This is a genomic window from Streptomyces odontotermitis, assembly GCF_050510915.1.
In the GTDB taxonomy this organism is placed as follows: Bacteria; Actinomycetota; Actinomycetes; order Streptomycetales; family Streptomycetaceae; genus Streptomyces.
Genome location: NZ_JBNJLS010000004.1, coordinates 283,052 through 303,571 on the forward strand (window position 1 = coordinate 283,052; position 20,520 = coordinate 303,571).

16 protein-coding genes are annotated in these 20,520 nt (G+C 71.8%); 7 read left to right on the forward strand and 9 right to left on the reverse strand.

Annotated features, from left to right (window positions below; all coding sequences use genetic code 11):
* Positions 1–139: 139 nt before the first annotated feature.
* Positions 140–670 (forward strand): hypothetical protein, encoded by a 531-nt coding sequence (locus ACQB60_RS14700; RefSeq protein ID WP_496926397.1) that lies wholly within the window; start codon positions 140–142, stop codon positions 668–670.
* 125 nt (positions 671–795) lie between these two features.
* Here ACQB60_RS14700 and ACQB60_RS14705 read toward each other — a convergent pair whose 3' ends face one another.
* The gene (locus ACQB60_RS14705; RefSeq protein WP_384837010.1) at positions 796–1,287 is read right to left on the reverse strand and encodes a hypothetical protein; all 492 of its coding nucleotides are present in this window, start codon (positions 1,285–1,287) and stop codon (positions 796–798) included.
* Positions 1,288–1,623: 336 nt separating this feature from the next.
* Here ACQB60_RS14705 and ACQB60_RS14710 point away from each other — a divergent pair, with 336 nt between their 5' ends.
* Complete coding sequence (locus ACQB60_RS14710; RefSeq protein WP_496926398.1) at positions 1,624–2,295, forward strand: class F sortase; 672 nt, start codon at positions 1,624–1,626, stop codon at positions 2,293–2,295.
* A 41-nt stretch (positions 2,296–2,336) separates the two neighbouring features.
* On the opposite strand, the gene ACQB60_RS14715 is transcribed toward ACQB60_RS14710, so the two are convergent.
* Together ACQB60_RS14715 and lysX are read right to left on the reverse strand one after the other, a co-directional pair.
* The gene (locus ACQB60_RS14715) at positions 2,337–3,191 is read right to left on the reverse strand and encodes a polysaccharide deacetylase family protein (RefSeq protein WP_496926399.1); all 855 of its coding nucleotides are present in this window, start codon (positions 3,189–3,191) and stop codon (positions 2,337–2,339) included.
* 104 nt (positions 3,192–3,295) lie between these two features.
* A complete protein-coding gene (gene lysX, locus ACQB60_RS14720; protein ID WP_496926400.1) occupies positions 3,296–6,652 on the reverse strand; it encodes a bifunctional lysylphosphatidylglycerol synthetase/lysine--tRNA ligase LysX in 3,357 nt (1,118 codons plus the stop codon).
* Between the two features lie 64 nt (positions 6,653–6,716).
* Here lysX and ACQB60_RS14725 point away from each other — a divergent pair, with 64 nt between their 5' ends.
* Entirely contained in the window at positions 6,717–7,178 is a 462-nt protein-coding gene (locus ACQB60_RS14725) for a universal stress protein (RefSeq protein ID WP_496926401.1), read from the forward strand.
* A gap of 111 nt (positions 7,179–7,289) precedes the next feature.
* Positions 7,290–8,711 (forward strand): amino acid permease, encoded by a 1,422-nt coding sequence (locus ACQB60_RS14730; RefSeq protein ID WP_496926402.1) that lies wholly within the window; start codon positions 7,290–7,292, stop codon positions 8,709–8,711.
* Positions 8,712–8,720: 9 nt separating this feature from the next.
* Here ACQB60_RS14730 and ACQB60_RS14735 read toward each other — a convergent pair whose 3' ends face one another.
* From ACQB60_RS14735 to ACQB60_RS14750, 4 genes are all read right to left on the reverse strand, one after another.
* Complete coding sequence (locus ACQB60_RS14735) at positions 8,721–10,352, reverse strand: extracellular solute-binding protein (protein WP_496926403.1); 1,632 nt, start codon at positions 10,350–10,352, stop codon at positions 8,721–8,723.
* A gap of 45 nt (positions 10,353–10,397) precedes the next feature.
* Positions 10,398–11,321 carry a carbohydrate ABC transporter permease gene (locus ACQB60_RS14740; protein ID WP_496926404.1) on the reverse strand — a complete coding sequence of 308 codons (924 nt, stop codon included), beginning with the start codon at positions 11,319–11,321 and terminating at the stop codon, positions 10,398–10,400.
* Positions 11,318–12,187 carry an ABC transporter permease gene (locus ACQB60_RS14745; protein ID WP_496926636.1) on the reverse strand — a complete coding sequence of 290 codons (870 nt, stop codon included), beginning with the start codon at positions 12,185–12,187 and terminating at the stop codon, positions 11,318–11,320. Before ACQB60_RS14745 ends, ACQB60_RS14740 begins: the two co-directional genes overlap by 4 nt.
* 277 nt (positions 12,188–12,464) lie before the next feature.
* Positions 12,465–13,595 carry an ROK family protein gene (locus tag ACQB60_RS14750; RefSeq protein ID WP_496926405.1) on the reverse strand — a complete coding sequence of 377 codons (1,131 nt, stop codon included), beginning with the start codon at positions 13,593–13,595 and terminating at the stop codon, positions 12,465–12,467.
* Between the two features lie 99 nt (positions 13,596–13,694).
* On the opposite strand from ACQB60_RS14750, the gene ACQB60_RS14755 reads away from it, so the two are divergent.
* Entirely contained in the window at positions 13,695–16,592 is a 2,898-nt protein-coding gene (locus ACQB60_RS14755) for a glycoside hydrolase domain-containing protein (RefSeq protein WP_496926406.1), read from the forward strand.
* A gap of 48 nt (positions 16,593–16,640) precedes the next feature.
* Here ACQB60_RS14755 and ACQB60_RS14760 read toward each other — a convergent pair whose 3' ends face one another.
* Positions 16,641–17,912 (reverse strand): CapA family protein, encoded by a 1,272-nt coding sequence (locus ACQB60_RS14760; protein ID WP_496926407.1) that lies wholly within the window; start codon positions 17,910–17,912, stop codon positions 16,641–16,643.
* A 303-nt stretch (positions 17,913–18,215) separates the two neighbouring features.
* Here ACQB60_RS14760 and ACQB60_RS14765 point away from each other — a divergent pair, with 303 nt between their 5' ends.
* Both ACQB60_RS14765 and ACQB60_RS14770 read left to right on the forward strand, forming a co-directional pair.
* A complete protein-coding gene (locus ACQB60_RS14765; protein ID WP_496926408.1) occupies positions 18,216–18,731 on the forward strand; it encodes a hypothetical protein in 516 nt (171 codons plus the stop codon).
* 161 nt (positions 18,732–18,892) lie between these two features.
* On the forward strand, positions 18,893–19,534 hold the full coding sequence (locus ACQB60_RS14770; protein WP_496926409.1) for a zf-HC2 domain-containing protein: 642 nt from the start codon (positions 18,893–18,895) through the stop codon (positions 19,532–19,534).
* Between the two features lie 31 nt (positions 19,535–19,565).
* Here the strand turns inward: ACQB60_RS14770 and ACQB60_RS14775 are convergent, their stop codons facing one another.
* Positions 19,566–20,510 (reverse strand): Fpg/Nei family DNA glycosylase, encoded by a 945-nt coding sequence (locus ACQB60_RS14775; RefSeq protein WP_496926410.1) that lies wholly within the window; start codon positions 20,508–20,510, stop codon positions 19,566–19,568.
* Between the last annotated feature and the right edge of the window lie 10 nt (positions 20,511–20,520).

The following is a 20,520-nucleotide window of genomic DNA, read 5'->3' on the forward strand; positions in this document are numbered from 1 at the left end:
GCCCAGCGCATTGCCCCGTTCGCACGACAGCGATCGCGGGATCGGGGCGCCCTCCCTAGCGTTTCGGGCATCGAGGTGCATTTCAGGCCCGAGCGGAAGAGGTCCGCCCGCTGCTCCTCGGGGACCCGGAGGAACCACCATGCGCGCGATACCCGTCGCGGCGGCCACCCTGCTCACCGCCACCACCCTCGCCCTCGCCGCCCCCACCGCGTCGGCGGCCGTCGCGGGCGACAACAACATCACGTCGTTCGGCTTCCATGTCTCCCCCACCACCATCGCCGCGGGCGGCCAGGTCACGCTCAGCGTGGACGGGTGCGAGGGCGACGCCAAGGCGACGTCCGGCGTCTTCGACGACGTGAGCATCCCCAAGGGCCAGGGATCCGCGACCGCCAACGTCTTCTGGGACGCCAAGCCCGGCGCCATGTACGAGGTCACGTTCAGCTGCAAGAACTCCGCGGGCAACTGGGAGTCCGGCACCACCGACCTCACCATCGCCACCGGCCGCCCCGACAACAACACCGTCCGCCGCGGCGTGAAGGCGGGCGTCGGCGGCAGCATCGGCGGCTTCGACCTCCAGGAACTCGGCCTCGGCGCAGCGCTCATCGCCGGCGCGCTCGGCACCGCGTACTACTGGACCCGCCGCCGCAGCACCGCCGAGGACAACTCCTAGCCCTTCCCCGCCTCCGCGCACCCTTCGCCCCCGGGACGTCTCCAGGTCCCGGGGGCGAAGTGCTGCCGTACCGCGGCGGGCCGGGCGCGGAAGGGGGGCACGCCCGCCCCGTTCGGTGCGCCGGATCAGACCTTGTTCTCCGAGCGGCGGCGCATCCAGAAGACGCCGCCGCCGACCACGGCGGCCGCCACCAGGGCCCCGCCGATCGCCATGTCGGTGGTGGTGGCTCCGGAGGTGGTGGCACCGCCGAGACCGCCGCGCACGCCGCCGTGGATGACGGTGAACGCGGACGGCCGGGTGAGGGTCTTGCCGCCGCAGTTGGCGGTGATGTCGTACGCACCCGGGTTGGCGTGCTCGTGGATGGTGGCGGTCGCGCTCGAAGTGCTGCCGCCGGGGATGGACGTCAGGTTCGTCTTCGGGAAGGCGGGCGATTCGACAGTGCCGCCGGACTGGCACGAGGTGCCGTCGACCGTGACCGTCAGCTGCCCGCCTCTCGCGATCACGCTGGGCATGGCCGTGATGTTGCTGGGGTCGGTCCAGGCCGAGGCCGCCGGGGCGGCGAGGGCGACGACCGCACCGGCCGCGGTGGCGACCGCGAGGGCACGAGTGGTACGCATGTGAAACCTCCGCGGAAGACGCCCCGGGGAAACCGGTCCCCGGTCGATCGGCGAGAGCGCCTCCCAGACAGACCCTCAGATGCCGTGCACAGACCCGCATTTCGGGAATCGGCCGTCTTGGTGAGACGACACGCCGAAGGGTGTCCATACAACGCGACATAGCCGCAGGTCACGGACCGTCAGAAAATTACTGGCGGTGTCACCTCGGATGGCGCACGGCCACCTGGTCCGCCACCCGTTCGCCCCCGCCCTTTCGCACGCCGCACGCGCTCGACTTAGCGTTCTCGTATGTGCGACGGACGCGGCCGTGAATTCCGCGTTGAGAGGGGATAGAGAATGCCTTCGTCCCAGCCGGCCGAGGAATCCGAAGACATCGAGAGGCAGAAGAAGCGCGCACCCTGGGGCGCGATGGCGCTCGTGCTCCTGACCGGGCTCGCCCTGATCCGCAACGGCTCCGGCGAGTTCGACGTGGGCCCGCCGCAGCCCGCGTCCGCCGCTGCCGCCGACCAGCGGGCGGGCGGCGCCGCGCACCCCAAGACCCCGCCCCCGCTGGCCTTCTCGCCCGCTGACCGGGTCCGCATCAAGGGCATCCGGGTGGACGCCCCGGTGATGCCCGTGGGCCTCGACGACGACGGCTGGGTGGACGCGCCGCCCCCGGACGACCCGAATCTCGCGGGCTGGTTCACCGGCGCTGTCGCCCCCGGCGAGAAGGGCACCGCCGTCATCGTCGGCCACGTCGACAATCAGCAGGGCCCCGCGGTGTTCTACGGCCTCGGTTCGCTCAAGAAGGGAAATCGCGTCGAGGTCACCCGCAAGGACAGGAAGACCGCCGTATTCGAGATCTACGGAATTGAGGTCTTCGAGAAGGAGAACTTCCCCGGAAATCGCGTCTATGCGGACAAGGGCGCCCCCGAACTGCGGGTCATCACCTGTGGCGGCGGATTCACCAAGCAGACCGGTTACGACGGGAACGTCGTCGCCTTCGCCCGCCTGATCGCCGTGCGCTGACGCGCGGCGACCGGGCGGGCGCACCCCGAGCGGCGCCCCGGCTACCGCACGTACCGGCGCGGCACCGTGATCCGGTAGCCCTCGTCGAGCAGGTCGGGCAGGTACGAGCGGAGAGCGGCGACGGTCTGCGAGCGGTTGCCTCCCGCGTCGTGCGAGAGCACCACCACGCCGGGCGCGGCGCCGGACTTGATGCGCCGGATGATCGTGCTCGTGCCCGGCTCCGTCCAGTCCAGCGAGTCCACGGTCCAGGCCAGCGGCTCCATTCCGAGCTCGGCGCCGATCCGGAAGGCCGTGCGGTTCCAGGCTCCGTAGGGCGCGCGGAACCAGGCGGGCGGCTCCCCCGTGGCGTCCTCGATGACCTCGCAGGTCCGCTCGATCTCGTCGCGGATCGCGCCCTTGGTCATGCGCGTCAGCTGCGGATGGCTCCAGGTGTGGTTGCCGATCACATGCCCGTCGTCGAGCATCTCGCGGAGCAAGTCCTGGTTGTCGACGGCCATTTCACCGCAGACGAAGAACATCGCGCGCACGTCGTGCTCGCGCAGGGTCCGCAGGATGTCGGGGGTGTAGCGGGGGTCGGGGCCGTCGTCGAAGGTGAGCACCAGTGGGCGGCCGCGGCCGTCCATGCGCAGGATCGGCTTGCTGCGCACCTTCAGCTTGGCGGGCAGGGCGCGCGGCGGCCCGTATCCGGCCATGGGCTGCAGCCGGTACGCGGAGGGCTGGGCGGGCTTCGCGGCGCGGGCCGCCTGCGGTCCCGCGGGGGGTGCTCCGGTGGCGGCCCGGTGGGGAGCGGTGGACCGTTCCGCTTCCGCGCCGCAGCCGGTCACCGTGGCGAGGCCGACGACGACGGCGCCGCGCAGCAACGCCCGCCGTCTTGGAGGCATCTGATCGTTTTTCATGACTAATCCCTCGCATGGCGGCAGCCCCGCGCGGAAACACCAACACCGGGGGCGCCCGCGAAAGCACCCGATGGGACCAGCCAGGAAGGGGGGAAGGAGGGCGGTCAGCGGCGGCGGACGAGGGGGAAGGGGAGGGTCTCGCGGATCGTCAGGCCGGTGAGGAACATGACGAGCCGGTCGACGCCGATGCCGAGGCCGCCGGTGGGCGGCATGGCGTACTCCAGCGCGTCGAGGAAGTCCTCGTCGAGCTCCATGGCCTCGGGGTCTCCCCCGGCGGCGAGCAGCGACTGGGCGGTGAGGCGGCGGCGCTGCTCGACGGGATCGGTCAACTCGCTGTAGGCGGTGCCGAGTTCGGTGCCGAAGGCGACGAGGTCCCAGCGCTCGGCCAGGCGCGGGTCCACGCGGTGCTGGCGGGTGAGCGGGGAGACGTCGGTGGGGAAGTCCTTGTAGAAGGTGGGGAGCTCGGTCTTCTCCTCGACGAGGCGCTCGTACATCTCCAGGACGACGTCGCCGCGGCCGTCGTCCGGGGAGTACGGGACGTCGGCGCGGTCGCAGAGGCGGTGCAGGGCGGGCAGCGGGGTGTCGGCGTCGATCTCCTCGCCGAGCGCCTCGGAGATCGCGCCGTAGACCGTCTTGACCGGCCAGGGCCCGGAGATGTCGTGTTCGGTGAGTCTGCCGTCGGCGTCGGCCTTGCGGGCGACCGGGGAGCCGAAGGCGGCGGTGGCGGCGCCCTGGATGAGTTCGCGGGTGAGGTCGAGCATCACGTCGTAGTCGGCGAACGCCTGGTACGCCTCCAGCATCGTGAACTCGGGGTTGTGCTTGTAGCTCACGCCCTCGTTGCGGAAGGTGCGGCCCATCTCGAAGACCTTCTCCATGCCGCCGACGCAGAGCCGCTTGAGGTAGAGCTCGGGGGCGATGCGGAGGTAGAGGTCGAGGTCGTAGGCGTTGATGTGGGTGGTGAAGGGGCGGGCGTTGGCGCCGCCGTGGATCTGCTGCAGCATCGGGGTCTCGACCTCGAGGTAGCCGCGGTCGAGGAGGCCCTGGCGCAGTGCCTGGACGGCGGTGGAGCGGGCCCGGACGACGTCGCGGGCCTCGGGGCTCGCGACCAGGTCGAGGTAGCGGCGGCGGACCTTGGCCTCGGGGTCGGCGAGGCCGCGCCGCTTGTCGGGCAGCGGGCGCAGGCACTTGCCGGTGAGCCGCCAGTCGGTGGCGAAGACGGTGAGCTCGCCCTTGTCGCTGGTGCCGACGGTGCCGGTGGCGGTGATGTGGTCGCCGATGTCGGTGTCCGCGGTGAAGCGGTCGAGGGTCTCGGTGCCCGACCGGTCGCGGGTGAGGGCGAGTTGGCGGTCGCCGGACCAGTCGCGCAGGACCGCGAAGACGACGCCGCCGAAGTCGCGTACGAGCATGACGCGGCCCGCGACCGTGACCTGCTCCCCCGTCAGGGCGGGGGTCAGGTCGGCCAGGGAGTGGGTGCGCGGGGCGAGGCCCACCGGGTAGGGGTCGACGCCGTCGGAGCGCAGCCGGTCGAGCTTGCGGTGGCGGATGCGGACCTGGTCGGGGAGGCGGGAGGCGGCGTCCTGTCCGGCGTCCTCGCCCTGGCCGGTGAGGCCGAGGGCCGCGAGGGAGGGGAGGCCCTCGGTGGTGGCGGGCTGGGTGACGCCCTTGGTGCGGTGGCCCTTGCCCCACAGGGTGCGCAGGGACGGCACGGACACGAAGCCCTCGGCGATGCCCGAGGCCAGGCTGATGCGGGCGAGGGAGCCGCTGTCGCCGTAGCAGATGAAGCGCGGGTACCACTCGGGGTGGTACTTGGCGTTGGAGCGGTAGAGGGCTTCGAGCTGCCACCACTTGGAGAAGAACAGGAGCAGCTTGCGCCACAGCCGGAGGATCGGCCCGGCACCGATGCGGGCGCCCTCCTCGAAGACGGAGCGGAACACGGCGAAGTTCAGGGAGATCCGGCGCACCCCGAACTTGCCCGCCCCCGCGCACAGTTCGCTGACCATGAACTCCATCACGCCGTTGGGCGCGGTGCGGTCGCGGCGCATCAGGTCGAGGGAGATGCCGTCCTTGCCCCAGGGGACGAGGGAGAGCAGCGCGAGGAGCTTGCCGTCGGCGTCGAGGGCCTCGACGAGGAGGCAGTCGCCGTCCTCCGGGTCGCCGAGGCGGTCCAGGGCCATGGAGAAGCCGCGCTCGGTCTCGGTGTCCCGCCAGGCGTCCGCCTTGTCGATGATCTCCTCCATCTCCTCGTCGGTGAGGGTGGAGTGGCGGCGGATGCGGGCGGTGGCCCCGCTGCGGGCCACGCGGTTGACGGCCTGGCGGGTGACGCGCATGTCGCGGCCGTCGAGGTCGAAGTCCGCGACGTGCAGGATCGCCTCGTCGCCGAGCTGGAGCGCCCCGAGCCCGGCGCGCGCGAAGGCGGTGGCGCCGTCCTCGGAGGCGCCCATCACGGCGGGCGCCCACGCGTAGCGGCGGGCCACGTCGAGCCAGGCGCCGATGGCGTGCGGCCATGCCTCGCGGTCGCCGACAGGGTCGCCGCTGGCCAGGCAGACCCCGGCCTCGACGCGGTAGGTGACGGCGGCCTTGCCGCTGGGCGAGAAGACGACGGCCTTGTCGCGCCGGGTGGCGAAGTAGCCGAGCGAGTCCTGGGCCCCGTACACGTTGAGGAGCGCGCGGATGCGGGGTTCCTCGTCGCCGTGCAGGGCGGCTTCCATGCGCTGGGAGCGGAAGAGGGTGGCGACGGAGTTGAGGAGGGCGAGCGCGCCGAAGACGCCGAGCCAGAAGTACAGGGGGCGGGGCGGGCTGCCGTCGAAGTAGTCGCGGCCGTGCAGGAGTCCGCCGAGGACGCGGTTGGCGGCCCACAGCAGGCGTTCGCCGCGCGGCAGCGTGCCGGGGAACAGCTCGACGAGGCCCCAGCCGGCGAGGATCGCCACGCCGAGGCTCGCGGCGAGCACGCCGAGGCCGCGCAGGACGGCGCCGCGCCGGGTGTCGGCGTAGAACTCCTTGCGGGCCAGGATCAGCAGGGTGAGGGCGCCCGTGGCGACGACCAGGGAGGGCACCGAGTCCCACCAGTAGCCCAGGAAGATGCCGAGGACGTCGAAGAGGATCAGCAGGCAGGTGTACCAGACCACCAGCCACCAGGCGACCTTCTTGCGGGACGCGGTGGCGGCGGCGAGCAGGAAGAGGAACACCGCGTACGCGAGGTTGGCGCTGACCGGCACCGTGACCAGTTCGAGCGCGTCCACGACGGGGCGCAGCAGACGGCGCAGCGGTGGGATGACGGCGAGGATCGCGCAGAACAGGCCGAGGGTGCCGAAGAAGGCGGCGAAGCCTTCTGGGACGCGGCTCAGCGGGCCGTGCCCGCGGCCGGGGGCGGCCGGGCCCTCGGCCTTTCCGGTGCCCGGGGCGTCCTTCGGCGCTCCTTTCCCGGGCGGCGCGGCTGATGGCTCTTCCACGCTGGCACTCATGGTGACGACTCTAAGAAGACCTGGCCCGCGCCGCCCGTCGAGAGCGGTTCGATAGCCTCTCCCCGTGACGGATGACCCTTCCCACCAGTTCGAACGCGGCACCGACGGGCCCAAGGTGATTGTCGTCGGCGTCGACGGCTCGGACTCCTCCCTGCGCGCAGCGGCATATGCCGGGGGCCTGGCCCGACGGCAGCGGGCGCTGCTCGCCGTCGTCTATGTCCAGCCTGTGATGGCCGCGGGCGCCGCGCTCGGCGCCCCCGTCGCCGAGACCACCGATGAGATCGCCGAGGGGCTGATCGCCGAGATCCGCTCGGCGACCGAGCGCGTGAAGGGGATATTCGATGTGCGCTGGGAGTTCCACACGTTCCGCGGGGACCCCTACAACGGCCTGGTGAGCGCGGCGGACGACCTCAAGGCGGACGCCGTGGTGGTCGGCGCCTCCGAGCAGGCGGGGCACCGGATCGTCGGCTCGGTCGCGGTGCGGCTGGTGAAGGCGGGGCGCTGGCCCGTCACCGTGGTTCCGTAGGCCCGTCACCGTGGTTCCGTAAGCGCAAGGGGCGTGCCGTCTTCCGTGAGGGGCGCCCCTGGGCCATCATGATCCGCCGTCAGCCGCCCCCACTCTGCACGAGGTGAGCTCATGGCCGGACTCAAGATGGGGCAGGGCGTACTGCGCCGCAAGCCCATCGAACAGATCGAAGAGACGGAGTCGGGCGGCGCGCTGACCCGCACGCTCGGACTGTGGCAGCTCACCGCGATCGGGGTGGGCGGCATCATCGGCGCGGGGATCTTCAGCCTCGCCGGTGCCGTGGCGAACAAGACGGCGGGGCCCGCGGTCCTCATCTCCTTCCTGATCGCGGGCGTCGCGAGCGCCGCGGCCGCGTTCTCGTACGCCGAGTTCGCGGGCATGATCCCGAAGGCCGGCTCCGCCTACACCTACGGGTACGCGGTGCTCGGCGAGCTCACGGGCTGGTTCATCGGCTGGGACCTGCTCCTGGAGTACACGGCGATCGTGGCGGTCGTCGCGATCGGCATCTCCGGGTACTTCGGCTTCCTCGTCGAGGAGATGGGCGCCGAGCTGCCGAAGTGGATGATGGGGGCGCCGGGCACGGGCGACGGGCACAAGGTCGACCTCTTCGCGGCGGTGCTGTGCCTGCTCATCGCGTATCTGCTGACGCTCGGCATCAAGAACGCGGCGCGCTTCGAGATGATCGTCGTCGTCCTGAAGGTCATCGTGGTGCTGATCGTGATCGCGGTCGGCTTCTTCCACATCAACACCGGGAACTACAAGCCCTTCTTCCCGTTCGGGGTGAGCGGCGCCTTCACGGGGGCGGCGACGGTCTTCTTCGCGGTGTTCGGGTACGACGCCATGTCGACGGCCGCCGAGGAGTCCAAGGACGCCCAGCGCCACATGCCGAAGGCGATCCTGTACTCCCTCGCCATCTCGATGGTGCTGTACGTGCTCGCCTGTCTGGTCCTCACCGGCATGCAGAGCTACAAGGACGTCGACCCGGAGAGCGGGTTCTCCACCGCCTTCAAGTCGGTCGGCCTCGGCGGGCTCGCGGACGTCATCGCGGTCGGCGCCATCATCGGCATCCTCACCGTGATGTTCACCTTCATGCTGGGCTGCACGCGCGTGTGGTTCTCCATGTCGCGTGACGGGCTGCTGCCCAAGTGGTTCGCGAAGACCCACGAGACGCGGCACGTGCCGACGCGCGTGACGTGGATCGTGGGGGTCGCGTCGGCCGCCATCGCCGGGTTCCTGCCGATCGGCGAGGCGGCCGAACTCACCAACATCGGGATCCTGCTGGCCTTCGTGGTGGTGTGCGTCGCGGTGATCGTGCTGCGCTACCGGCAGCCGGAGCTGGCGCGCACGTTCCGCTGCCCCGGCATGCCGGTGGTGCCCGCGATCGGGGTCGTCTTCTCCATCTGGCTCATCACGTTCCTGGAGTGGCAGACCTGGGTGCGGTTCGCCGTGTGGTTCGTGATCGGGCTCGGGGTGTACTTCGGGTACTCGTACCGGAAGTCGGAGCTGGCGAAGGCGGACACCACGCCGTCCTAGGCCGGGGGCCTACGCGGTCTTCTCGATGGACTCCTGGAACTCTCGGGCCATCTGCTCCAGGCCCTTGTTGCGCCACTCCGACCAGAACGGCTTCCACTCACTGATCTTCTTACGGCCGCTGACGATGTCGTTGACGAGGTCTCCCGCCTCCTGCGACATCCGGCCGTAGTGCTCGGTGTAGCCGTCCGAGTAGTGGCCGACCGTGGGGTTCTGGATGCCGGTCTCGGTGAGTTTCTTCTCCATGCCGTAGACGGTGCGGACGTCGTCGACGCTCTTCGTGCCGGGGAACGACGACGCCAGGATCGCGAAGGGCGAGGTGGTGGCGGTGCGCAGGCCGCTGTCGAGCCCTTCGACCTGCTGCTTGCCCTGCTTGGTGCGCTCGGGGAACCCCTGGTCGTCGTAGGTGAAGTCCTTGCCCTCGGTGCCGAATTCGAGGAACTCGCGTTCCTTGGTGCCGAAGGGCGAGGCCAGGTAGTTGAGGAGTTCGAGGAGCATGCGGACGCGCTTCTCGTCGCCCTTCTTGATCGCGGTGTAGCCGATCGTGCCGAGGTGCATGTGGTGCTTGGGCTGCGCGCCGCCCGCCGCGAAGGGGATCAGCACCTCGGCGCCCATCTCCGGGTCGTTGGTGCGGGTCTTCACGCGGGCGTCGTACGGGCTGGAGTAGACGCAGGCGCCGATGGAGCCCTGCGCCATCTTGATGTACGCGTCGGCCATCTTCGGGTCGCCCGGGTAGAAGACGCCCGCCTTCTTCATCTTCATGACGAAGTTCAGGGCCTCGGTGTACTCGTCGGTCTCCTGCCAGAAGGTCAGCGAACCGTCCTTGTTCAGGCGCCACTTGTTGGGGGCGCCGAAGCACTGGCTCAGGACGCTCGCGGCGTTCACGTAGATCGGTTCAAGGGCCCACACCTTGCCGCCCGTGACCTCCTTGCACTTGGACAGGAACTCGTCGGGGCTGGTGGCGGAGAGGCCGTCGGCCTTCTCCCAGACCTTCGGGTTGCCGCCGTAGACCTGCCCGAACGCCGGGTAGGGGCTGGGGGCGCCCCAGATCTTGCCGTTGACGACCGCGGTCTTCCAGTGCGCCGGGGTCATCGCGGCGAGGTTCGGGTAGTCCTTGACGGCGTCCCCGGAGACGTACTCCGTGATGTTCGCGCACTTGGCCTCCAGGAGCTCGGCGATGTGCTGAAGCCCCTGGTTCGGCGGTATCCACATCAGGTCGGGCAGGTCGCCGCCCGCGACGATCGCCGGGAACTTCTCCTCGTAGCCGGGGTCGGTGCCGAGGATCGCGGTGATGTCGAAGCCGGTCTCCTTGTTGAGCTGCTTCCAGTGGTCGTTGCGGGACTTGGGCAGCGGCGGCTGGACCCAGATCTCGGTGAGGATCGAGACCGCGGAGCCGTCGCCGGGGGTCTTCGGGACGCCGCGCACCAGCTTCTCGGGGTACTTCAGGAAGCCTGCCGACAGGCCCTTGGCGTTGGACGGCAGATCGGGCTGGATCTTGGTGAAGGGGACGTACGTGGGCAGCTTCACCTTCGACGAGGCGGCCTCGCTCCGGCGCTTGGCCGACGAGCCGCACCCCGTGAGCGACGTGGCGGCCGCGCCCGCCGCGACCGCGGTGGACACGCTGAGGAAGGAGCGTCGGGACATGCCTGGCATGGGATTCTCCGCAACTGGGTGAGGGGGAAAAGGAGTTCAGCCCTTGATGGCGCCCGTGAGTACGCCCTTGGTGAAGTACTTCTGCAGGAACGGGAAGAGCAGCAGGATCGGGATGAGCGCGAGCATCACCACGGCCATGGAGATCGACTGCTGCGGCGGCATGTGGGCCACGCCCAGCTGGTCGCCGGATATGGACTTGCCCTGCACCACATAGGTGCGCAGGACCAGTTGGACGGGCCACTTGCCGGAGTCGTTGAGGTAGAGCATCGCGTTGAAGAAGGCGTTCCAGTACGTCACCGCGTAGAAGAGGCCGACGACCGCGATGACGCCCTTGGACAGCGGAAGCACGATGCGGGTGAGGATCCGCCAGTCCCCCGCGCCGTCGATGCGGGCGGCCTGGTAGAGCTCCTCGGGGATGTTCATGAAGAAGGCGCGCAGGACCACCAGGTTGAAGGCGTTGATGAGCACCGGGAGGATCAACGACCAGTAGGAGTCGAGCAGTCCGAGCTCCTTGACGACCACGTACATCGGGACCATGCCGGGCGCGAACAGCAGCGTGAACAGGACCAGGAGCAGGACCGGCTTGCTGCCGGGGACGCCGCGCTTGCTGAGGGCGTAGGCCAGGGCGATCGTCGTCAACAGGGAGAGGGCGGTGCCGACGACCGTGATGCCGACGCTGACCATGACCGCCCGGCTGACGATGCCGCCGGAGAGGATCGTGCGGTACGCGTCCAGGGTCGGGTCCGTGGGGAAGAGCACGAAGCCGCCCGCCTCGGTGATCTCCTTGCGGGAGGCGAGGCTGGTGGAGAGGACCGTCAGGAAGGGGAGGACCATCACGGCGACGAGCACCGTGAGGACGACGGCCTTGGCGGCCGAGCCGACGCGGGTCGGGGGCTCTTCCCAGGCGGGGCGCTGCTCGCGGGCGCGCTGGGTGCGCAGGGGGAATCCGAAGCTGCTCATTTGCTGTACACCCCGTGCTCTCCGAAGGCGTGGGCGACCTTGTTGGCGCCCCAGATCATCAAGGCCCCGACGACGCCCTTGACCAGGCCGGCGGCCGCGCCGACGCCCCAGTCGCCGTAGACGACGCCGTGGTAGTAGACGTAGGTGTCGAGGACCTCCGCGGCGCGGGCGCCGACCGCGTCGCGCTGCAGCAGGAACTGCTCGAAGCCGACGGAGAGGACGTCGCCGAGGCGCAGCACCAGGAGCATGATCGTGACGCCGCGCACGGCGGGCAGGGTCACGTGCCACATGCGGCGCCAGCGGCCCGCGCCGTCCACGGCCGCGGACTCGTACAGGCTCTGGTCGACGCTCGCGAGGGCAGCCAGGTAAATGATCATGCCCCAGCCGATGTCCTTCCAGATCACCTGGCCGGTGATGAGGAGCGGGAAGGTGGAGGGGTCGGTCATCACGTCCAGCGCCGACATGCCGTGGTCGCGCAGGAAGTTGCTCAACAGGCCCGCGCCGCCGAGGACTTGCTGGAAGAGGGCGACGACGAGGACCCAGGAGATGAAGTGCGGGAGGTAGACGACGCTCTGGATGAATCGCTTCACGCGCGTGCTGACCAGGCTGTTGATGAGCAGGGCCAGGGCCAGCGGGGCCGGGAAGAAGAAGATCAGCTGGAGCGCGGCGAAGGCCAGGGTGTTGCGCACCGACTCCCAGAACGCCGGGTCGGCGAAGAGCTCCTGGAAGTTGGCGAGGCCGACCAGCGGGCTCTCCTTGAAGCCGATGAAGGGCTGGTAGTCCTGGAAGGCGACGATGTTGCCCAGCATCGGGACGTAGAAGAAGACCGCGAAGAACAGCACGCCGGGGGCCATGAGGGCGAACATCACCCAGTTGTTCCGCAGCCGGACGCGGAGCGGGGGCCGTCGGCGGGCAGGCGGACGCTCGGACTTGGACACCGGAGGCGACGCGGCGGCCCGGGGCCCGCGTTGCGTTACAGGGGTGGTCACACGTACTCCGCGAAGGAATTTGGAAGCCAACTTGCCTAAAGTGAGCCACATCATGGGAGGGACACCGGCGTCCGTCAACCATCTGCCCACGGTGAGGAGTTGGACTTTTCGCAGCGGAGCAGGACGCGCGCCGCGCCACGGCGCCGACGCGGGGCTAGACGAGGTTCTCGATGTGGTCCAGTGCGAGCCGTGCTGCCCCGATTGCGGTCGATTCCTCGCCGAGTACGGAGGTTTGCACCACCGGCGGCGACAGGCAGAGCGTGCCGAGCCGGGCGGCGAACGGCTCGCTGAGCAGGGCGCCCGCGCGCGAGATGCCCCCGCCGAGGACCACCGCTTGGGGGTCCAGGAGCGCGACGTGCCGGGCCAGGCTGTCGGCCAGGCACTCGGCGAAGGCGCGCAGCGTGTAGCGGGCGCCGCCGTCGCCGCGGGCCGCGGCCGTGACGACCGCGCGGGCGGCGTTCTCGCGGGTGGGCCCGCCGTCGCCGCGGTGGCCCGCGAACCAGTCGAGCAGCCGCTCGTAGGACCGCCCCCAGCCGTCGCCCGCGACCATCTCCCCGGCCGCCCCGTGGTGCCCGCGGTGCAGCTCGCCGTGGATCCACACGCCGACGCCGAGCCGGTTGCCGACGTACAGGTAGAGGCAGTCCCGGGTGCCGACGCTGACGCCCAGGGTGCACTCGGCGAGGGTCGCCAACTGGATGTCGTTGCCGACGAGTACGGGTCCCGTCGTGGCGTCGGCGAGCTCGGCGGCCAGGTCGATGCCGGTCCACTCGGGCAGCGAGTCGCTGACCGCCACGCGCCCCTGGGTGTCGACCATGCCGCTGGTGCCGACGCCGGTGGCCAGCGGCCGCACGCCCGCCGCCCGGGGGTGGGCGAGGCAGCCCGCGAGGGCCCGGCGCACCGCGTCGAGGCGGCGGCCCGCGGGCAGGTCCGGGGTGACCGCGACGCGTTCGGCGGCCACCGTGCGCCCGAGCAGGTCGGCGAGGTGCACCAGGACCTTGTGGGCGCCGATGTCGACGCCGAGGACGTGGCCCGCCTCCGCGCGGAAGCGGAACCTGCGGGCGGGCCTGCCGACGCTGCCGCTGCCCGGGGCCAGCTCGACCAGGCGCCCCTCGCGCAGGAGTTGGGCGGTGAGGTCCTGGGCGGTGGGCCGGGAGACCCCGATGAGCGCGGCCAGTTCGGGCACCGTGATCTCGTCGCGCTCGCGCAGCACGCGCAGCGCGGCCGCGGCGTTGAGGCGGCGCAGCAGCGACGGATCGCCGCTCGTGGTCCGATTCGAGAGATCCAAGGCGTCCCCCCTTGACAGCATGATCAATTGCTCACAGGGTGGCCCCGGAGCGATTGAGCAACTTACCTAATAAACAGCGCCCTTGGGGGTACCGCGACGATGGGTGAGCAGGGCCATCCCGAGCTGGAGTGCGGCTTCGGCATCTGGGACCAGGACGTCTACGGCAACCATCGCATCCTCGTGGAGGTCACCGCTGCGGCCACCGCGGTCGCGGCCGACATCCCGTGGCGGCGCCAGGACGGCGAGCCCGATCTGGCCGCCGGCGCCGTCGACGTGCTCGTCCTCGCGCCGTCGGGCCACCGCGTGCACAACACGGTGACCTTCGAGGCGACGGCCGAGCGCGGCCGCGTCGCCTTCGAGCCGACCGAGGGCCCCGGCGCCTACGCGGTGCACTACCTGCCGTACGCGCACACCGGCAAGCCGCACTACCCGCAGGCCGCCTACCGGCCCCCGACCCGCACCGCCGACCCCGGCTGGGTCCACCGCTGCGGCGTGCACCGCCCCGACAGCTGGGCGGACCTGCCCCGCGCGGAGGCGTTCCGCTACGAGGCGGTGAGCGCGGTCGACTCTTTCGCGCCGCTCGGCTTCGCGGCGACGGCCGCCGAGCGCGAGAAGCTCCACCAGGCGTACGCGGGCGAGGAGTTCCTGCTGTTCGGCGCGGACCGGGCGGACCCGCTCGGCCGCTACCGCGCGCTGCCCGCCCGCTGGGCCCGCGCCACCCCCTTCGCCCCGTTCGCCGGGACGGCGGAGCGCGGCGAGTTCTTCGCCTTCCAGGTCGGCGTGCACGCCCTGCGCGAGCTCGCGGACGTGCGGGTGGAGGCGCGCGGTCTGCCCTTCCCCGTCCGCTGCCTCAGCACCGGCGGCGTGGACGCGCGCGGCCGCGCCTTCACGCGCCGCGTCGACGTCCCCGAGGACGGTGTGACGGCCCTCTGGCTCGGCGTGGACGTCCCCGAGGGCGCCCGGCCCGGCCTGTACGAGGGAGAGGTCGCCGTGCGCGCGGAGGGCGCCGGGGAGCGGGTCCTGCCGCTGCGCCTGACCGTCGCACGCACCGCCGTCGCCGACCACGGCGCCGGGTCCCCGGAACGCCTCGCGCGCCTGCGCTGGCTCGACTCGGCGTACGGGCACGACGACGAGGTGGTGGCTCCCTACGAGCCGATACGGGTCGACGGGCGCCGTCTCGGCCTGCTCGGGCGCACCGTGGAGCTCGGCCCCGACGGGCTCCCGCACCGCATCTCCTCGGCCTTCACCCCGTCCGTGACCCGCGCCGACGGCCCCGCCCGCGACCTCCTCGCCGCCCCCGTCACGCTCGGCCTCGGCCGCCCCCTCGACCACGCGGAGCCCAGCCTCGACCGGCCGGGCCCGGCCCGGGTGCGCTGGACGACGACCGCCTCCGGCACGGACGTACTCCTGCGCACCGAGGGCGAGTTGGAGGCCGACGGTTTCCTCGTCGTGCGCGCCACCGTCGAGGCCACCGCCGACACCGAGCTCGACGTGACCCTGACCGTGCCGGTGCGCGAGGAGGTCGCCCGGTACGCGATGGGGCTCGGCCTCACCGGCCGCGTGTGCCCGGACACGTACGACTGGACCTGGGACACCCCCACCCGCAACCAGGACGCCCTCTGGCTCGGCGACCCGGCCGCCGGGCTCCAGCTGAGCCTGCGCGACGAGCACTACACCCGGCCCCTGAACACCAACTACTACCGCGAGAAGCCCCTGGTGACGCCGCGCTCCTGGGCGGGCGACGGCGACGGTGGGGTGCGCCTGCGCACGGCGGGCGGGGTGCGGGAGCTGACCGCGTACAGCGGGCCGCTGCGGCTGCGGGCCGGCGAGAGCCGCCGTTTCGAATTCCGGCTGCTGCTCACGCCGTTCAAGCCCGTCGAGCCGGGGCGCCAGCTCGCCGAGCGCTACTTCCACGCGTACGCGGCGCCCGAGGAGATCGCGGCGTACGGCGCCAACGTCGTGAACCTGCACCACGCGACGCCCCCGAACCCGTACATCAACGATCCGCTGCTGCGCGCCGACGCGCTGCGCTCGTACACGGACGCGGCGCACCAGCTCGGCATCCGCGTGAAGGTCTACGACACGGTCCGCGAACTCACCCGCAACACACCGGAGTTGCCCGCCCTCGCCGCGCTCGGCGACGAGGTCTTCGCGCCGGGCCCCGGCGGCGGCCACGCCTGGCTGCGCGAACACCTGGGCGCCGACTACGTGCCGGGCTGGGTGGCCACCGACGTCGGGGACGTCGCGGTGGTGACCGGCGGGGAGTCCCGCTGGCACAACGCGTACGTGTGCGGCGTGGAGCGGCTGCGGCGGGTGCTCGGCGTGGACGGGCTCTACCTCGACGACGTGGCGTACGACCGGACGACGATGAAGCGGGTCCGCAAGGCCCTGGAGCGCTCCGGGAACGGGGTCCCGCTGGTCGACCTGCACTCCTGCAACCAGTACCGGGCCCCCGACGGCTTCGCCTCCAGCGCGAACCTGTACGCCGAACTCCTCCCGTACACCGACCGGCTCTGGCTCGGCGAGCTCTTCGACTACGAGGGCTCCGACCCGGCGTACTGGCTGATCGAGCTCTCCGGCATCCCGTTCGGCGTGCTGGGCGAGATGCTGGAGGGCGGCGGCAATCCGTGGCGGGGCCTGGTGTTCGGGATGACGGCGAGGGCGCCGATGACGGACGTCCGGCCGCTGTGGCGGGCCTTCGACCAACTCCGGCTCCCCGAGGCCGAGATGACCGGATGGTGGGCGCCGGGCGCGCCCGTGCGCACGGGCCACGAGGAGGTCCTCGCGACGACGTGGCGGGGGCCGGGCGGCACCGCGACGGCGCTCGCGTCCTGGGCGGCCGAGGACACCGACGTCGTGCTCGCCACGGAGGCGGGCCCGGTGGCCGCGCACGCGCCCGCGATCGAGGGCTTTCAGCCGGAGCGGAGCTTCGCGGCGGGCGAGGCGGTGCCGGTGCGGCCGGGGCGGGGGTGGCTGGTGCGGGTCGAGGAGCCGTAGCGAGAGCGGAGGGGGGCGGAGCGGGGTGCCCCGCCCCCCCTCGTACCGCTACTGGCCCATCACCAGGCCGCTCTTGCCCGCGCCACGGCTCAGCACGATGCGTCGGATGCGGTCGCGGACCTCGCTCACCTCGGCGCCGCGCGCCACCGCGCGGTTGAGGTTCACGACGCGGCCCGCGTCGGTGTCGAACCACATGGGGATGAACTCCGCCTTCTTGACCTCCCAGCGCCCGCCCGGCTTGGCGGGCGGAACGAAGGTGAAGCGGCCGATGGAGCCCTGGTTGCCGCGCGGGTCGTGGGCGTCCTCGTGGTTGATCATGTCACCGGCGATCTGGTCGCCCATGCCGTAGATGACCCAGGTGCCGTCCTTGCCGCCGACCTTCTCGTACGCCTGCGGGACGTGCGCGTGCGTGCCGAGGATCAGGTCGACGTCGGGGCGGCCGCCGGTGCGGGCGGCGGTGAGCTGCTTGCCGAGGCGCAGCTGCTGGCCGTCCGGCTCGTCCTGCCACTCGGTGCCCCAGTGCAGGGAGACCACGACCACGTCGGCGCCCGCCTTCCGGGCCGCGCGGGCGTCCGCGACGATCCGGGCGCGGTCGATGACGTTGACCGTCCAGGGCTTGCCCTGCGGCTGCGGGATGCCGTTCGTGCCGTACGTGTACGACAGCTGGGCGACCTTCGCGCCGCCCGCGCGCAGCCAGGCCGGGGACTTGGCCTCGGCGGCCGTGCGGCCGGAGCCGGCGTGCTTGACGCCCGCCTTGTCGAGGGCGGACAGGGTGCGGCGGACCCCGGCCGAGCCGTCGTCCAGGGTGTGGTTGGAGGCGGCCGAGCAGGAGTCGTAGCCGGTGGCCTTGAGGGCGCGGGCCACCTGCGGCGGGGACTTGAAGGTGGGGTAGCCGGTGTAGTCGCCGTTCTCGCCGTACACCGTCTCCATGTGACAGATCGCCAGGTCGGCCTTGGACACGACCGACTTGGCGCCCGCGAGCATCGGCGCGAAGTCGTAGGTGTCACCGCCGCCGTCGGCGAGGGCCTGGCGGATGATCGAGGCGTGCGGCAGGACGTCGCCGGAGGCGACGAGGGTGAAGCCGCGCGGGGCGGTCGCGCCGCCCAGGGCGGAGGGGGCGGGCTCGGCGCCGTGCCGCGCCTTGCCGTGCGGGGCGTTCGGTGCGTGCGGGGCGTTCGGGGCGGGCTTCTTCGCTCCGTCCGCCGTGCCGTCGGACAATGGCTGCTGTGCCGTGCAGGCGGCGGTGGCGCCGATCAGGGCGGCCACCAGGACGGCCGTCGTGCGCCGCGCGCTCGGGCCGCGCAGGGTGCGCTGTGTCATCGACCAGACTCCGTGGATTCGGGGATCTTCGGAAAAATGCGTCGATATGAATCCACATATGGAGATATCAGAGAGTCAAGGAACAACCCCGCAAGGGTCCCTAAAAGGGGTTCAACTTTCCGGGCCATGTGACTCGTTGAACACGACCGCTCTGACCTGCGAGGAAACCGGAGCCCGGGTCAAGGCTCGGTAAAGCGCCTTGCTCACAAGGCCGTTGAGTACTCGGCTGTCCTCTATCCGTGTTCCGGATCGGGGACCAGAGGCCGGTGACGCGCACGGACAGAAGGAGGAAGGCGGAGCGCGATGCAGCACGAGAGCAGAGACAGCACCGAGGGCTCCAGCGGCGGTGAGCTGCGCGTGCCGATGGCGTGGCTGTACGCCGAGTACATCGCCGACGAGCTGCTGCGCACCGGCGACCTGATGCCGCCCACGTCCTTCGAGTACCGCGCCGGGCGCGACGCCCTGGCGCTCACCATCTACCTCTCCGACACCGAGGGCGAGCTGTCCGGGATCCGGGTAATCACCCAGCTGGAGAACTGGCTGTCGCTGACGGCCTACGACCAGCCGTGGCGCGAGTGGGTGCGCGAGCGGATGGACGGGCTCGCCGAGGCCGCCGCCGCGGCGCGCGCCCCGAGCCCGGACCTCGACCTCGCCGACGCCGCCTGGCGCTGGCTGGAGGAGACCGAGCTGCTCGCGCCCGACCTGGACGCGGTGCCCGGCGGCGGCGCCGTGCCCGGCGAGGACGAGGGACCCAAGGTGTGGACCCCGGCCTGGCGGCTCGGCCTCCCGCTCGGGCACCTGGCGATCCACCTCTTCTGACGATCGCCCGGGTCACCCGGATCACCCGCATCGCCTGGATCACCCGGGTCACCAGCGGGAGCTGACGATGCCTCACCAGGAGCTCGTGCGGCGTGACATGAGTGATTCGGCCGCCCGCTGCGTACGGGAGGGCACTCGTCCCCCCATCCGCGAGGAATGCCATGAGGTCCCTGGAGCGGCATCGTGACGTCGGCGCCTATGCGCTCGGCGTCCTCGGCACCGCGGACGCCTTCCGCTTCGAGGAGCACCTCGCACAGTGCCCCGACTGCGTCCGCCGCATCGACGAACTCACCCCCGCAGCCGACCTGTTGGAGCTGTACGGCCGGGTGACCCCGGCCCCCGTCGAACCGTTCGCCAGGCCGGACCCCGGCCTCCTGGACCGCCTGGTGCGGGCGCCCCGCGGGCAGCGGCGGGAGCGGGCCCGGCGGGGCGGCCTGTGCGCCGTCGCGGCGGCGGTGGCGCTCGCCCTCGCGGGCCCCGCGGCGGGCATCCTGACGCCGTCCGGGTCGGGCCCGGCACGGATCAGCGCGCGCGACGGCCGCACCGGGGTCGCCGCCACCCTCACGGCCCGCGACCGCACCTGGGGCACGGAGGTCCGGCTCACCGTGACGGACAGCGCGCGGAGGCGGATCTGTGAGCTGGTCGCGGTCGCCGACGACGGCTCCGAGGAGATTGTCACGACGTGGCACTCCCCCGCCCGGTCGTCCACCACGCGCGGCGGGGCGGCGCTGCACCGGCGCGACATCAGCCGGTTCGAGGTGCGGACGGAGGACGGGCGGCGGCTGCTGACGCTGCGGGCCTGAGCCGACCGGGACCTGGCGGCTTCCTGGCCCGCTACTTCAGCAGGCGTGACATGCGGCGGTCCGCCAGGGGCTTGCCGCCCGTCTGGCACGTCGGGCAGTACTGCAGCGACGAATCCGCGAACGACACCTCGCGCACGGTGTCGCCGCACACCGGGCAGGGTTCGCCGGTGCGGCCGTGCACGCGCAGGCCGCTCTTCTTCTCGGCCTTGAGCCGCCCCGCCGCGACCCCGCGCGAGCGCTCCACGGCCTCGGTGAGGGTGCCGCGCAGGGCCTCGTACAGCTGGTGCGTCTCGTCCGGGGTGAGGCTCGCGGCTAGCTTGAAGGGGGACATGCGGGCGGCGTGGAGGATCTCGTCGCTGTAGGCGTTGCCGATGCCCGCGATGAGGGATTGGTCGCGCAACGCGCCCTTCAACTGGCGCCGCTCGCCCTCCAGGAGGCCCGCGAGGCGCGCCTCGTCGAAGCCGGGGGCTGGGGGTCCCCCCTGGTCCTGAAGACCTTGGGGGAGGGTCGGGGCCAGCCGGGCGATGCCGGGGACGGTCCGCGGGTCGTCGGTGACATACACGGCCAGGCGCTTCTGGGTGCCCGCCTCCGTCAGGTCGAAGCCCGCTCCGGTCTCCAGGGCGACGCGGAGCGCCAACGGGCCCTTGCCCGGCCGCAACGAGCAGGGGTCGCGCGAAGCGCGTCGGTGAGGGGCGGTGGTCGGGCGACGGGTGGGCCCGTCCGGGAGGCGGTCCTTCCAGTGCAGCCAGCCCGCGCGGGCCAGGTGCGTGACCAGGTGGAGGCCGCCCGTGTCGAGCGCGAGGAACTTGCCGTGGCGGGCGACGCCCTCGACGGTGCGGCCCTCGAGGGCGGTGAGCGGGGGCTCGTACGTCTTGAGGACGCTGATCGCGACGGGCAGCACCCGGACGATCTCGTGGCCGACGAGGTGCTCGGTGAGGAAGTCCTTGAGCGCCTCGACTTCGGGGAGTTCCGGCATGCCCCTTCCC